We start from the raw sequence: 16,919 nt of genomic DNA, 5'->3' as shown, positions 1-16,919 counted from the left end.
GGAAATGTTTGTCGATGTACAGACCTCATCTGGATGTCAGTCTTATTTCTTAAGAAATCCAAATGTCTTTTCCACAATGAAATCTGGCTCCAGTTTCGCGGAACATTTGGAACACTTAGTTTCAGAGGGAAGATTCAAGGTTGAAGCTTCCTGATCACTTGCGTATTTGTAGTGAACATTCTCTGACAACTTGATCACGTGTTCGTGAGAACAGTCTTCACACAGGAACGGCGCATGGAAAGAAATCACGCGCGCGTTTTTCGGAAGAAAGCCGTGCACGATGTTCACCTGGTTGACGATAACGAACGGACATTCTTCCAGTGACAACTTTGCATCAGTCGGCACACGGCATGTCCACATGATCCAGTTTTTCACGCCGATGGAATTGATGAAGGTCACTTTTGACATGTTCAATTTGATCTCTTTGTAGCTTTGAATGTTGAGTTCAAACAAAGATGTCTTTTCGCTGATCGGGCCTTCCAGAGCGATTTCTATCGTGCTGCCATTTACTTTTGTATTCATCCACTGTTCCTTAGAATTGAAAAATGCCGTTCTATTCCCACTTGAAATTCTGATTCAAATTTGGAATTCAGGCTCGCTGGATCTCTCCACAGTTTCAGAAACTGTTCCCCTTTTGTTAAACGAGGATCGGGTGGTCTGAGACGCTTATCTTGCACTGGTTTCATCTAAGAGTATCAAGCTGATTCTTCTCTGGCTTAAAGGCCTGAAAATCGTCGAATGTATGGTGTCCCAGCTGGACTGTACCATCATCTGTGCGATTTCAAACGACATTTCCAAGATCTGAAAGTGAGGCTAGCCTTAATCTAATATGAAATGTCTTTTATCAATCCTCTTGTACGTTGCATGTGGTGTTCTGATTTCGTGTGCGAAAGCCGGTCTTCAAAGCACTAACTTGCCATCTAAATTCAACGGTTTGGAAAGCGCCGTGGCGATCTCGCCAACGAGTGTAAGACTATCATGGCCTTTGCAGGCTCGATTCAAAGAATATCGAATTTATCAAAAAGGTTTTAATACTCCGAAAAAAACTGAGACTTTTGCGACAACGACTTTGAACAGTCTGACTCCCGACAGCTATTATGAATTTTCAACTTCCGGTGTGGACGCAACGACAGACGAGGAGTTTGGTTTCGACAGTTACATGACCGTGAAGACCCTTGCGAATTTTTCGGGCATTCCTTCTTCCGGTTTGCAGTCCCAGTCCAATGGTTCTGTGGAAGTCAGCTGGGTAAAAAACGGGGATGGGGTCACATATAAAATTTTTGCCAAGCGTGAAAATGAAACTTGGGATCTGACGTCGCCGGTGAACACCGTTGTCAGCAAAAGCACCAGCCTGGTGAATTCTTTGCCGAGCGGTGCAAAGTACTGCTTCTGGGTCATGGCTTTTTACGATGATGGCACTTTCGAACCGTCCAACATGAGCGAGACCTATCTGAATTCAAAAGCACCTTGCGTGCTGGTCCAGTCTCAGTTGTCGAATTTGCCAGCGGTACGCATGAACTCTGCTTTCGTGGGTAACTTCCCCTGGTTCTGGACTGAAGGCGGGGATTCCACCTATAAAACCGAAATTTTCGAAAGATTTACGGACATTCGTCTGGCTACGGTGTCAGGGAATGACTATTTCCGCTCCATCATTCCGATCGCTCCGGGCGTTAAGAACATTTATGCGAAAGTCACTGCCGCTGATGGCAAGGTGACTATCGTGGATGTACAGCCGGATGGGCTGCCGGGCCTGAGCAAGCCTCTGGTGCGAAGCCTTGAAGGTTCGGGGGCTAAAGCCCCGTTGTTGCCACGCTTGATTGGCGGCGGTTTGGGAATGCAGGAACTTGGTAACGGCGTTCAGGTCGGTGACTTTAACTGTGACGGTTACAAAGACGTGGCGGTGTCCGCTCCGCGTGCGACTCCTTATATTAGTGAACGTCACTATGATGCAACCGGTGCGGTTTCCATTTTCTATGGTTATCAGCCGCCGGATGAAATTGATTCCAACGGCAATATCGTTCGTCCGAAGCCACGCTTGAAAACTGATGTGACCCCAACAGCGGATGCATCGTTCCCGGATCCGCAACTTATTTATTATACGGATCTGACTTCGGATGCGCGTTTGGGCATTCGTATCGCGGTCGGAAACGTGAATGGCGATTGCTTCAGCCGCTACAAACCACCTGAAGGTGTGGTGGACAACGATCCAAAGATCAACCGCGTGGGTCTGTGTGATGATTTGTTCACGCCCGCAGTGCCACCGGCTGATTTGAACAAGCTTAAAGAAATTCACACCTGTGATGACCTTGCCATGCAAACCAACGATGGCGCGGTTTTTGTCGTTTTCGGTGACCCGGTCCGTGGTCTGGTAACAGGTGCGGGTGGTAGTGCTTATGGTCTGAATGAGGCGACTTGTGACCCGACGTCTTTCAAATGTCGTCCGGCCAAGTATCGTGATTCAACCACAGCTTATGTGCATTCGATCACTTTTGGTGACTATAACAATGACGGCTTTGATGACCTGGCTATGGGTGTGACCACCAACGCCAATAAACGTCAGGTTCATGTTCTGCGTGGTGACCGCTTCGGTCTTTACCCTGCAAGTGCAGCTAAAAGCCATGCCAAAATTGACGCTGAAACCATCGGGGCAGGGGATCTGACTGACGGCACCTTCGTGGGTTCCAGCGTGAGTGAAGACTTCGGTGGCGCCGTAGCGTCGGCTTACAATTCACGTACTTGTACAAATGGCGGCGGCTACGTTTTCAGAACGTCTCCGGCTCCTAAAAACAAAGGCTTTGAATTCAACAAGTGTGATGACCTTGTGATCGGTGCGCCTCAGCGTGCAGCGGGCCGTGGATCGATCCTGGCTTGTAAAGGTGTTCAGCCTACGTCCGGATCTGATCTGCAGCAGATCACCAGCTGGATGTGTAAGGAATCTTATCCGGACACGACTTTGGGGATCAGTGCTTCTCACATCACGGTCAAAGGATACGGCTATTCTTTGCTGGGTGTGCAAAATCAGAATGGTTATCCTTTAACGAAAGTTATTGGAACGACCAACTCGACTCCGGACGTTTCCGGTGCCGTGTTTGTCGGAGCACCAACATCCACAGTTTCAGGCCGTACCAACGCCGGAGTGGTGTTTGGTTATTATATGACTCCAAGATCCTCTGACTTTACGACCGGTGGATTGCAGGGGATTCTGGAACCGGTTCAGACGATCAATGCCGTGAATTCTTTGGCCTGTGATGCGAAAAACAGAAACGTTCTGACGGGCAGTCTTGAACACTGTGAAAATCAGGCGATTCATACCAGTCCGTCTGAAGCGGGCGTTCAGTACGGACGTTCTTTGGGTACGGTGGCGGATATCGAGGACGTGACACGTGGCTTGCCATCATTGGCGGTCGGTGTTCCTTACCGTACCGTGACCAGCAGTGATGGTAAAAAAGCCATTGCCAATCACGGGGTAGTGTATCTTTACAAACCCGACGTATCCACATTAGGTACAGAGGCCGGGGTTCGTATCGATGCTCCACAATTGTCTGATGATGATTCCTATGGTTGTGCGACCAACTGTACCTGGTACAGCGGCGGTGTGAATCCATTTGGTGCTTCCATTATTTACGCCAAAGACATGACCGCGGGTGCTCAGATCGGTGCCGGCGGTTTGGCAGGGGCTGACTTCAACGGTGATAAAACCGGGGATCTGATCATTGGCGCACCATATCTTTCCAGTCCTTCTTACTATAACGGTGCGGCTTTCGTCTTTAAGTCCAACGGCTCCTTCGCGGCTTCCGTAACGACGCCGGATCAGACGATCAATGTGAACTTCAGTAAAGAACTGAACTATCACTATGAACGCGCCAAAGTTGTTGGCGATCTGAATGGTGACGGTTACGCGGACGTTGTTACGCACATTTCAGTCGCGAGCACGGTTGAACTGGTGGTCTTCTATGGAAGTGCGACGGGGCTGGTGACAACGCCTGAGCCTTCGCGCAATCCGATTGCTCCACTGCACCCATTGAAATTGGCAGTGGACAGTGACCCAGGGTTTGGCCGGGAATTCCACCGCATCGGCAGTGTGAACGGCGATGCTTACGACGATCTGCTGATTTTGGGAACTTACGGCAGCTATATCTATTATGGATCCTCCAGTGGGGTGGTTTACGCCAATGCTCCATCTTTGGCGCCGGTGGGTCAGAATCCACTTCGATTCGGTCTGGGCGGGACGGATACTATTGCCTTCCATGCTGACGGCAATATGTATGGTTCAACTTCATTGTCGGGCCTGTCAGTGGGTACGTTTAATAACATCAATCGCGCCGTCGCTTATGGTGACTTCAATGCCGACGGCTACAGTGACTTTGCTTTGGGCACATACACCACACTAGCACCAAGTGCTGATGTTATTCCGGGTGGAGTGAACATGGCCGTGGGTAACAAAGGCCGTGTGTTTGTGATCTATGGTTCGTCCACAGGTCCACAAACAAATCGTGCAACCGGAACGATCCGTTTGCAGGACGATAACGGAGCGGCGGCGGATGTCCTGGTGGAAAACCCGTGCAGCGAAACTTTGCCCAAGGTTTGTAAGGTTCAGATGCTGGCTTCCAACGACACGGGTGTGACCTTCGGTTGGAATCTTGTGGGTATTGATTCCCTGGACGTACTGGCGGGTGAAGAAACCGACGAACTGGTCGTCAGTGATCCTTCTTTGACGACGATGAAGGGACGTATCTATCTGTTTAAAGGTGGGGCACGCGGTTTAGCTTTTACTCCAATTCAAAAATTAGATCCTGCGGCTGCAGCTGAACGCTTCGGTTATGAAGTGGCAGCAGCGGGTGACATCAACGGTGACGGCGTTGTCGACATCGTGGTGTCAGCACCAGTTGCTGGTAAAATCTATACCTTCTATGGTGGCCAGGTCGGCAGTGCTTATGCCTTCTATGGTTCGACATCTCTGGCGACGACAGACTTGTTCCTGGCTGGGTCTACACCGATTGCCAGAAATACTCTGCATGCCAGTCAGTCCCAGCCAAAACCTCAGCGTCTTGAGGTTCTTGGAACTGATGCCGTCTTTGAGGCTGCTGATGCCTTCGGTTACGGTCTGGCGGGATTGGGTGACGTGAATAATGACGGCTATGCGGACATCATTGTGAATATGCCGGGCAAGGACTACGACCTGGAAGAAGTTCAGGCCGATTCCGGAGCTTACGTAATCTATTACGGCAGTTTGCTGGGATTGAAGATCAATTCCACGCCTACCACAACTCCACGCTGCTATGGCGGTTCTTCACCGATGTGTGAACCGTACCTGCTGTATCTGCCCGAGCGAAAAGCATACGAATACACTTATATATCCAACAGTGTGAGCGGTGACATCAATGGCGACGGGGTTCCAGATGTGATTCTGGGGGCTCCGGGTCGTAATCACCCATCAGGCAAGGCATTCTCGACAGGAGTCGTCTATGTTCTCTATTAAAAGGATTTTCAAAGCAGCCCTGCTGACCGTTGTCGTCAGCTTGACGGCTTGTACAGAGAAGCTTGAGACGGGAAGTCTGTTGCGTGATTTTACCGGCGCGGAAGGCGTCGAGGTTCTTTCACCAACCGCGGTGCGAGTTTACTGGCAGCTGCACAGCCGTTATCGCGAGTACAAAGTTTATTACAATCTTTCTTCTGATTCTGTGGCGGAAACGTTCCAGGATTCTGTGATCATCCGTAACCTGTCCCCGAATACTGCCTACACCTTTAAAGTAGTGGGTACGGACGGAACGAACAGTGTGGGTGGTAACAAAGAGATCACGGTCACGACCAACAAACCTTTTGCCGGTGCAGGCAGTGTTTCCAAGGATGCTGACGGCAATTTGATTCTGGTTTGGGACTATCCAAACAAGGTTGCAGAATATCAGATTTTCTTTAAAGAATACGAAGACCCGACGGCAGCCAATACCACCAATTGGACATCGGTGGATCGCACGTCAATGGAAAACCGTTATATCTTTCGTAATATGACGGGTTCCACGCGCTACCACTTTGTGGTTCAGGCGAAATACATGGATGACACGTACGAGCGTCCAACGAAAGTTGTGACTGCTTCCACGAATTCATCCTTCCCGACGCCAGCTTATGAGCTAAGCCCGATTTCCATCGGTGCGTTGCCTTTTGCGAAGGTCACGCCGGTGGTGAACTCTGAATACAAAAACGAAAACTATGTCAGCCGCGTTTACATGGGCAGCACGGCGGTATCGGATCCATTGGTGGGTGCCGGAACAATCGTGTTCTCTCCGTCGGCAAACTGGACGATCGGTAAAATTGAAGATCTGTCCATTCGCGTGAATTACAACGATGGTGCGAAGAATGAGACTTTGATTTTTGATAACCTGAGCACCTATATCAAGGGTATTCCGGGCTATAAGGACATGCCACCAGTCGCAGCTGCTGATGCAGGTGTGGCTTATATGGGTGAATCCATGACTTCGGGCGACTTCAACTGTGATGGTCATCCGGATTTGGCAGTGGGTCTGCCGAATGTTTCCATTTCCTCTTTGGGGGTTAAGTCCGCCAATGCGGGTGCGGTGTATGTTTATTACTCTTACAAACCAACGGGCTCTGCCAGCTTCAAGCTGAAAACATCCCCGGATCCGGTGCAGAATCCTGCGGTTCCAGGGGTGGATCCACAAATCATCACATTTGAAGATTTGTCTCATCTTGCGCGCTTTGGTAAATCCATGTCCGGCAGTGGAAATCTGAACGGCGATACCCGCTTGGGTAATGCCTGTCAGGACCTTGTCGTGGGTGCGCCGGGGCAGGATACCACTTACAGTCCATATGAATATGATGGGGCAGCCTTTGTCTTTTTCGGAAGTGCGGAAGGTTTAAAAGCTCCGACGAAAATCAAAGACATGCAGCAGAACTTTGAGACTTGTAACGGCCTGGTCGAGGGCGCGACATGTTCTGCGGTGATGTTGTGGCCGGACACATCTTTGTGGCCTTCCTCGCACTGGGATCAGGCGGGCCGAGTTCAGATGGGTAATAATGCTGAATTCGGATACTCAGTATCATTTATTGGGGACTTCAACGGTGATGGCTATGATGACATTGCTATCGGGGCTCCGCGTGGTGACTGGGATGGAACTCCGGCTCCGAATCTTCCGGGGGATTCCAAATACGAGCGTGAAACTGGGTTTGTGGGTTTATACTTCGGGTCCAAGTCCGGTATCGGATATGAAACTCCGACGGCGGGGGCTATTCCGAATGCCACTCATCCTAAGTTCCGCTTCCTGAAAGTTTATGCACCGACGCCGCACAATGGCGCACGCTTTGGTTATTCCGTGCATGGGGGAGCGGACGTGGATGGTGGATTCAGAATCCGCAACTCCGCCGGGAAGCTGGTGGGTGGATCTGACATGATCGTGGGGGCACCAGGGGATCGTTATATCCAGGCGCAAAGTGCGAAAGTAAAAGCAACAACCGCCAGCTGTTCGACTCCCGACACCTGTGCGGCGATTCCGCCGGCAGAAGGTGGTTGGGGAAGTTCGGGCTTCTCGTTCCCAAGTGGGACTAATCACTACGGCCTGCCGGTGAACAATGCGGCAGTTGGAGTGGGCTCGGCACCGGGTGCGGCTTATATTTACTTCGGCCGTTCCGCGCCTACAGCGTCAGCGACCGAGGACGAGACCTATCGTAATCAGTTCTGGTTCTGCGGTAATCGTAAGATGGATACGAATAAACACTTCTCGTGTCTGACGAACAAAGCAGGCTTCCGTATTCTGTTCCCCCGCAGTTATTATAAAGATGACCAAGTGGGTTCTGGCGTAAAAATGGTATCACGTGGTTTCGGTACTTCAGTGGCGCTGGTCGGTGACCGTTCACGCTATGATGCTACCAATACGGCTTTGACCAGTCCTTCCGACACCAATGCGGATGGCTGGGCGGAAGCCGTTGTATCCAGCAGCTACTTTAACAACGGTTCCAAAACCAATTCCGGGGCTTTGTGGGTCTTCTATGGAAATCCATTCAAGCTTTATGAAATGGATGCCTTCAAGGGTATTGATGCGGTGGATCCGGCGATCAAGGACAGTGACTGGAATGATGGCTCGTCGCAGTGTGACCGCTTTGATGTCAATAACAACGTGACTAAGCGCAAATGTGCTCCGACGCTGATTCGTTCTAATTCCATCGGTGCCAACTACTATCTTGGCTTGTATCCGGAAGCGATGGCCGTGGCGGATGTCACGGGTGACGGTCTTAAGGATGTTGTCGTGGGCGCAACAGGGGATGGCACGAAGGCCACCAACTCGGGCGCGGCCTACGTATTTACCGGCTTGTCCGGTGTGGGGCTGACATCCAACTTCCTGCATATGTACAACTATCAAGGTCAGTCTTATGACTACTTTGGCAGGTCTGTGGCAGTGGGTAACTTTGATGGGGATTATGCCGGATTGACGCCGCTGAATGACGTCTTTGTCGGTGCATATCTGGATAAATCCACCAAATTGGGTGGTGGTGCAGCCTTTGGTTATTATTCAAAGGGCCAGCCGCTGTCCTCTGTGAACTCGGTTCCTGCTGAAAAGCTGGTGGACCGCATGGGCAGCCCGCAAAGTTTGAATTTCGAAAGCATTCGTATCGTGGGTGATATCAACCGCGATGGATATGCCGATGCAGTGGCGCAGATTTCACGGCCGTCCGCGAACAGCAAAACTTATACGACGGATGCGGTGGTGTTCTTTGGATCCAATCTGGGATTGGTCACCACTTCGTTCTGTAAGGAAAATCTGGCCCGGGTCTTCAAGTCCCAAAGTCAGAATGAAACATATTGCTATCCTTCCGTGAATCCGGCGCAAGGGGTTACGCTGAACGATATTGCGCTGCCTCAGCTGATCAGCAAGCCCACGAACCTGAGTTCGGGCTGGGCGATTCGCGCCTTTGATGGCGGCGACATTAACGGAGACGGCTTCAGTGATGTGATCTTCCTTGATCCGGCAAGTGGCGGGCAGATCGTCGCTTACTATGGATCCCGAGGCGGGTTGCAGGCTGTGACGAATCCAAAATGGATTCCTGCAGCTGGAGATCCTCAGTACATTTCCACCCGCTGGTCAACGACCACATGGGGATCTGAATTCCTGGGAATGGATGAACTGTCTCCTCACCGCCGTAAAGTGATCCATCATGGTGATTTCAATGGAGATGGTTATTCGGATATCGTATTTGCGATTCCTTCTGCGCCTTCGTTCTTTACCATGAATAAAGGCACCAGTATCGCCGACGTGAATCCGCCATTCGGGGATCCTCCGGCGGCGGGCGCAGGTTGGCAGTGTTATGACGAAGCGGATTCCAGTTGCTTGAATGGTATTCAGGCGATCGAGATGGGACGCGTGTTTATCTGGTATGGTTCTTCTACCGGTGTGCAGACTCCGAAAGTGAAGGGTTATACCCCGACAGACAACGAACCAACCGTGAATACGAACCTGTTGTCGGCGAATGCGACGTATATGATCGACACCTATGGTACCGAATCTGCCGCAGTGGCCAACAAAGCCTGCAGTGGGTCTCCGAATAACTCGTGTAAAATGCAGTACCTGTACAGTCCGATGGTGCGTAACGTGAACTTTGGTTACGATCGCATGCGCCACATGTTCGGGGCCAGCATTGCCGTGATGGACTACAACAAAGACGGTATCGATGATCTGGTGGTTTCCGCTCCGGGCTGGGAAGATCTGGCTTGTTACTATGATGCTGACAACTATTCCAACTACGGGCGCTTGTTCATGTACAAGGGAAGCACGAACGGGATTCAGGCAGCAGATCGTGACAGCTACTATAATTCCACATTCATGGCTGGTTCGTGTGTCAACACGACACAAAGTCAGTTCCAGAATCTGGATCCGTCCCTGGATCTGGACGGTGCTGCGGGCCGTGTCTATGGCATCATGCCTCCGATCCTGAATCAGGGCTTTGGCAACAACATGATTGGTCGTTACTTCGGTTACCGTGTCGCGACGGCCGGGGATCTGAACAATGACGGTTATGAAGACCTGATTGTGACGGCTCCGCGCGAAGCGCCGAAGGCGGGATTCACGGACGTGGGTATGTCCTATGTCTATTATGGTCCATTGTGCGGTTCAGATAATAACTCTGCGATGTGGGATTACCTAGAGATCAATCTGAACAAGCAGATGCTTTACACCGATCCAAGTCTGCCAGGTGGTGGTGCGGGAATTGAGTGTATGCGTGCCTCGGGAACACCGAAGCCGGCCCCTCAGGCGTTCTACGCGTGGGATGCCAAGGCCGGAGATTTGGTTGGCAGTGAAGTCATGACAGGCCGAATGAAAAAAGGCGACTTCAATGGTGACGGATTCGATGACGTGATTCTGGGCTCGTATGGATACGATGACTCGATCAACGGCAACACTCAGTTGGGTCGTGGATTGGTGTTCTTCGGCTCCGGCGTTGGTTTGCATTCCGCGGATTATCCGGACACGGTTGTTGTGGGGGATGCTCAAGGGCGCATGAAACCTTATGTGATCCAGTACGATGATACCGAGACGTCACCATATTACTTCTATATGAACACCTCATCCGGGGATGTGAACGGGGACGGTACCATGGACATTCTGGTTCCAAGTGAGGGACATGATGGACATGCACCGATCAACGGTATTGACGTGGGGAACTTCTTCTTACTCTATTAAGCACGTTTGTTTCTGCGGGGGCAGGGGATGGTATTAAAAGCTTTGGCGCTTATTCTGGCGACAGTCTGGTTGACAGGCTGTCTTGAAGAGCAGGGGAAATCGAGTGAAATCGTTATTCCTCCGGGCAGTCTATTGCAATTTGATATGACCAAGGTCAACCCGGCCAGCACGAAAAAGTTCTCTCTGTACCTGACAGAGTTCATTCAGACTGAAAAGAAAACCAAAAACCTGCTGGATATGACCACCGATGCGAAACCGGATTTCATCCGTTCCATCATGCCGAAGGGACTGAGCCCTGCCGGCGCCATGGTTTTGAAAGTGGTGATGGAATACCGTACCTTGCCGTGGTATGCCGTCGTGTATCCAGACGCTATCATTCAGCCAAGTCTTGATACGACGCTGGTTTATAACCTGCTTTCGACTTATCCGGGCCGCGATCTTAGCACTTATACGCCTGATGAAATTCAAAAGATCACCGCCGCCGTGACCAAATTCCGTGAAGAGCGACTGGCGCTGTTCGGTATTTCTCCGGAATTCAATCCGGATCTGTTGTATCGATTTATCCGTAACGGTCTGTCGAACAGCTATGATTTCCTGACCTATATGAAATCCTTCGGTGTGGACTTCGTCTTTAACACCGACGGCGATGTCACCGTCGAGCCTTATCCATTTGGAATTCTGAACCGCCCGCCGGTGCTGGATGAAAAGGCCACCACCAAGGTGCAGCAGCAGCGGGTGGAAGAAGGCAAAAAAATTGAAATTCGCGCCACCGCCAGAGACCCGGATGGGGATCAGGTGTTTTATGCCTGGATGCTGGAAGGTGTTTTGCGCACGGCCGAAGAGGGCATCGTGCGCTGGGATCCGACCTATGATGATGGTCGTCCCGAGCCCTATACAATGAGTGTCATCCTTTCGGACGGCGGTAAAATCAGCCGTGTCGACTGGCCGGTGCTGGTTGAAAACGTCAATCGTCGTCCCACTTACAGCTATAACTGTCCGGCGACGGTCAACGAAAACACGGAATGGGTGTGTCTGGTCAAATTCAAAGATGAAGACGGGGATGCCGTAAAAGTGGTGGCGGATGCCATTGCTGGTTCCAATCCGCTGTATTTGAATAATGTGATGGCGCCGACCGAAATCAACAACGCCGGTGAAGTGACGGTGCGCTGGACGCCGAACAATGAAGACGCACGAAAAGGTCTTAACAGTATCATGCTGGAAGTGACCGATGCTCTGGGTGGTTTGACGCTGGCCAACTTGCAGGTCACCGTAAAAGACACCAACTCTGCCCCCATCATGCTGGGCGGGGTGAATCCGATCGCCGACAGTGCAATCGAGTATGACTATTGCGCCAACGAAGTTCCGGATGGGGCGGCTCCTTATCAGTTTTATTTGGATTTCCAGGATGCCGACAATATCGGGCCCAATGCGGCAGTTCCGCCTGATGAATTGGTCGTAACGACAGCCGGCACACTAAAGACTTATATCACGCAGGTGGGTTCACCTGAAATTTTGGTGGACCGTGTTCGGTATACTTTCCTGTGGAAGCCGCTGCATACTTTGAAAACCGGCACTTTCATTGTCACGTTGAAGGACAATCACAACGGTGCAGCAGCTCCGATCACATTGAATTTGACGGCCGCCGATCGCAATACCAAACCCTGCTTGGCAGGGGCGGATCAGACGGTTCAGGTCAGAACCAATCAGATTCAGAACCAAATTACTTACACTGTTTCGGACAAGGATAATGATCCGCTATGGCTTGAAGCCTATGACTTCAGCTTGGCGGGCACGAACACCAATAAAGGGGCCATTGACTCGTTGACCAACGTTGTGGACTGCGGAACGAATCAAATGCTGATTCTGCGTCGTATGGTGGGGATGGATGAACCGACCTATCGTCGAAATGCTTCTTCATTCTGTATTCGTATCATGAATACATCTGCGGATATTGCGGGTATGGCTGCGGGGTATGTACGCTTCGCTCGTTCGGGCGAGGATACCGCCGCCAGAACTTTTGCGACCACGAACACATTCACCGTTCCGGGCAGCAATATCGTCTTTAAGCCCAAGACGGCTGTCACGATAAACGCGGGTGATCTTGAAGTCCTGTTCCCGGTGATTGCTGATGGTACTACGGCCGCGGCCAATACTGTCACGGTGATCGGGACAGCGGTTCCGGCGGGTGTTACGGTGACGAATCCGGCGGCCTTGTATGATCGTGGGATTGTCACGTTCAGTCGTCCGACAACCACGACAGCGATCACAATTCCTAAAATGACAGTGGTGCGCACGGCAACCCGTTTAATGGAATTTGAAACTCCGGATGACATTGTGATGCCGATCGGGACAGCCAGTGTTTCAATCCCGGTGTGGAGAAAACCAATTCTGATTGCTGACGGAACGGCCCTGACCTCCAGTAACACGCTGGCAGGTTCACCGGCCTTCACCGTGAAGGCGATTTCTGGAACGGTTGTAGCCGGGTCACCAACATTGCCGCATCCTCCAGGCCTTTATGACTGGAATGAGCACTCTGTTCAGCGCGGGACATCGAATCAGGTGGATATCTATCGCAAGTTCCGCGTGCGGGCACTGGATGGCTATCGTGCGCCGGCCAAAGCCATTAATACGTTCGTGAATGTTCTGCCACCGGAAGCTTCCAATTTGAAAGTGGAAAACACCGGGGTCTTTGAGCACCAGGGTATTGCCCGATTCTTCCGGGCGACGGGGACCACGGCGATCAACCTGCCGGCCGGGACTCGGGTTCGTACGGCCAATTACACTTATTACGAATTGATTGATCCTCTGGTGATGCCGGTAGGTACGCTGACTATCAACAGATGGGTTCGTCGGGTCGAGAATGTGGGTTGGACAACGGCCACACCGATTGCCAACAATCGCCTGGCGTCTTTGCGATTTACCGACGTCAACAATCCGTCGATTATCGTCAGCAGCCCGACAATCATCGCAACTCAAGGTACTAACTTGCAGGATGGTTTGATTCAAGTTGCCGACAGTGCTTTAAAGTTGCCAACTCCGTATTACAATTTGGATGACTATTGGTATCCCCTGGATCCAAAAGACTACTACACCTTCACCGTTGAAAAGATCGGAACAGGCCCCGTCGGTCAGTGGAGCGTGTGTCGTACAACGGGACTTGCCAACTCTGCTTGTACGGGCACGAATGTGTGTTCAACGGTGCCAGCGGCTGCGGACCAGACTTACTTTAAGACAAACAAGTGTTACTTCCGTTACACGCCGAATGCGGCTGATTATTCCGGAAACTTCAGCTTCAAGGTGACGGCAATTGAGCGTTCACCATGGGGAACATTAAGCACCGTCACGAATGTCACCTTGGTGGTGAAAGAGATCAACACCAAGCCTGTCCTTACCAACAGCAGCTTCACACCGCTAGCGGGGGGATCGGGCGCGGCTTTGGGTACGCCTTTGACGTTGGGTGACTTCAATGAGGCTACCGAGTCGCTCTATAATATCTATGCTGTGGATAACAACAAAGGATCCGAGCTTCAGACGGTGAACTTCGATCTGGATGCCCAGGTGTATGATTTAAAAACCTCCACTTGGGTGCCACGACCGGAAGGCCTCAGTGTTCAAATCGAAAAGCGTGAAGCTTTGACGCCGGGACCTGGTTCGAAAACAACAGCCAAGCTGGTCTGGAATCCGACAGATGCGGATTCGAAAAAGTTCTCGGGCACAGCAGGGCTTGTTGTTAAAATGCGTGTCTATGACGCCAAAACAATGCCGGATGTGCAGCAGTCCACAGATGCCTTCTATAAGATTCGTCTGATCAATAAAAATCAGGTGCCGTCCATTGCCGAAATCGTTTCAGGCAACAACTTCAGGATTTTTGCTGATACGTACTTCAGCCAGGATGTTTACCTGTATGACAATGATGCCTATGTTCCAAATGGCGGCAGCTTCTCGACATTGCTGACGCTTTGTCGTGATGCCAATGGCGTTCCTTTGCGCCATCCAACTTTGGATCCGGTGTCGGCAGATCCTTATACGTGTCATGCGAACAGCACGACCTGGGCTCCTGAAATTGCCACCTATGATGCTACTTACAAACGTAACGTTTCAGTTCCCCAGTGTGGTGACGGTACGAATCTGAATGCGGACTTGGCCGTGCCGAAATTGACTCCGGTGGGTACTCCAGAGCTTGTCGGCAGCACTTTGCGCCAGCGTTATAAGTTGGAATGGTGTCCTCAACGAACTCACATTGGCGAGCATTCTGCTGAATTGTATGTCAACGATAACGGTGACGTGGATCGTGATGCTTTGGCGCTGGCTCGATCTGCCAGTGCGACGCCATTACGTATTAATGTGGTGGCACCGGCTTACTTCGTCAGTCCTCGGCAGAATCTGGCGGGCACTCCGGTTCACTTTATGCCTCACACGGCGGCCAGTATGCCGTCGGCACCGTTTAAATATCCGGTGATTGTTAATAATTCGCAGAATAACTCGTTGGAGTACTCGCTGGTAACAGCGCCGCGCCCATGTGCGGAAGCGAACGGAATGTGTATCGATTCTGCGAAAGGCATCATCAGTTGGAATCCGGCGTACCCGACAGACGTGACTGCCGAAGGCGGTGCGGGCCATCAGGTGCGAGTCCGCGTGCGTGACTTGAAAACCCAGGAAACTGACACGGTCAGCTTCTATCTGAAAGTGCAGAATCCGTTGTCGCCGTTTGAGGCTTCACCAGTGATTGACAGCTTCCTGCCTGCGGGGACGGATGTGCTGGCATCTGAAAAATCACCGATTTCATTCTCGATCTCGGCAACAGATCCGAATGCCAACGATACACTCTTCTATCGCTGGTACGTGAATGATGAGCTTCGTTATGACGAGGGACCAAACTTTGAATTTAAAGCCAAGGACACGGATGCTTCCGTGGATCCGGATGGGGCAGGTCCGTTGAAATCCGGTGAATTTATGATCCGTGCGGAAGCCACTGACGGAAACTATGTGGCCACCAAAGAATGGAAAGTGAAGATCCGCAATAACTATCTGTTGGCAGAAAAACTGTTCGACATCTTTGCGGCACGTCCGGAAAGTCTGCCATCAATGAATCCACTGGCGCTGAACTGGCTGAATGAAGTGCCGGTCACGCTGAATCTGGGGTCAAACATTGTTGATCACCTGGTCTTTGCCGGAACCTATACTTTGGGAATGTTCACGAAGCACTTCCTGTGGGATTTGACTCTGGTGAATGGGGCGATGAACAAACCTAACGGAACTTTGGTGAATCCTCCATGGAACTTTATGGAGGATCTGCCATGGCTGACGGGAACTCAGACTAAACGCATGGCCCTGGTGAAGACGTCCGGCAGCTTTGATATCCTGCTGACATCGCAAACCGGTCGGGTGGGACCATTTGGTCTGACGACAGAGGCGCTGCGTATTCCGGCAACGGATCTGACTGGTCTTAGTCTGGGCACAGGAAACAAGTGTATCGGTGACTGTCCTCAGAACTTGTTCACCAGCAGTATGAATTCTGATTTGCGTCTGACCGAGTCCCTGGATTCGTCTTATGTCTTCTATGCCTCGGATAACGGGGACAAGCTGATGTACGATTATCTGAATCCGGCCAGCGCCGTTCAGATTTACAACTTCGGCACGGCTAAAATTTCCGGTATGGTGCTGAATAAGAATCTGGAACGCCTTTATGTGGCGACTCAGCAGACCAGTCCGTCTGTATCGCATAAGTTGTTTGTCTTTAATGTCAGCAACGTGCGTTCTGGGGGAACACCTGGATTGGTGGCTCAGATCACGTTGTGGGACGGGGTCGCTGGACATCAGGACTGCAAACCGACGGATCTGGTTGTGGATGTGGCTTCTCACCGTGTGATGGCCTTGTTGACCGGAACCGGCGGCGTGGCCGTCCTGACCGACGGACCAGCAAAAACTCCGACGGCGGCCGACGTTCAATTCGTCGGGGTCAATGAAATCAGCAGCTCGCCATTTGATGTGCCAGGGCAGGGTCGTCGTCTGGTCATCCGACCTGATGAACGCATGATTATAGGAACGATGAAGGATGCCAATCAGGTGTTCACTATCGATCTGGACAGCTATCAGGTCTATGCGAATTCCGTGCAGGATCCAGTCGACAGCATCATCAGTTTTGACTCGGGCCAGATCCTTCTTGTCAGTCGCAGCAAGGGCCGGATTTACCGCGCCCGCTAGCTTTAAAATTGTATCTTTCAGAGAGGC

4 protein-coding genes are annotated in these 16,919 nt (G+C 51.3%); 3 read left to right on the top strand and 1 reads right to left on the bottom strand.

Annotated elements, in window-relative coordinates; genetic code table 11:
* Positions 1 to 42 precede the first annotated feature (42 nt).
* A complete protein-coding gene (locus tag BDT_RS14875; protein ID WP_015092058.1) occupies positions 43 to 522 on the bottom strand; it encodes a hypothetical protein in 480 nt (159 codons plus the stop codon).
* Between the two features lie 307 nt (positions 523 to 829).
* Here BDT_RS14875 and BDT_RS14870 point away from each other — a divergent pair, with 307 nt between their 5' ends.
* Genes BDT_RS14870 through BDT_RS14860 form a run of 3 tightly spaced genes read left to right on the top strand, consistent with a single transcriptional unit; the run spans position 830 to position 16,892 of the window.
* On the top strand, positions 830 to 5,479 hold the full coding sequence (locus BDT_RS14870; RefSeq protein WP_080602423.1) for an FG-GAP repeat protein: 4,650 nt from the start codon (positions 830 to 832) through the stop codon (positions 5,477 to 5,479).
* Positions 5,466 to 10,688 carry an FG-GAP repeat protein gene (locus tag BDT_RS14865; RefSeq protein ID WP_015092056.1) on the top strand — a complete coding sequence of 1,741 codons (5,223 nt, stop codon included), beginning with the start codon at positions 5,466 to 5,468 and terminating at the stop codon, positions 10,686 to 10,688. The genes BDT_RS14870 and BDT_RS14865 overlap by 14 nt, the downstream gene beginning before the upstream one ends.
* A gap of 27 nt (positions 10,689 to 10,715) precedes the next feature.
* Positions 10,716 to 16,892 carry a hypothetical protein gene (locus tag BDT_RS14860; RefSeq protein ID WP_015092055.1) on the top strand — a complete coding sequence of 2,059 codons (6,177 nt, stop codon included), beginning with the start codon at positions 10,716 to 10,718 and terminating at the stop codon, positions 16,890 to 16,892.
* The last annotated feature ends 27 nt before the right edge of the window (positions 16,893 to 16,919 follow it).

The organism is Bdellovibrio bacteriovorus str. Tiberius (genome assembly GCF_000317895.1).
In the GTDB taxonomy this organism is placed as follows: Bacteria; Bdellovibrionota; Bdellovibrionia; order Bdellovibrionales; family Bdellovibrionaceae; genus Bdellovibrio; species Bdellovibrio bacteriovorus_F.
This window is presented reverse-complemented; position numbering and strand designations above follow the sequence as displayed.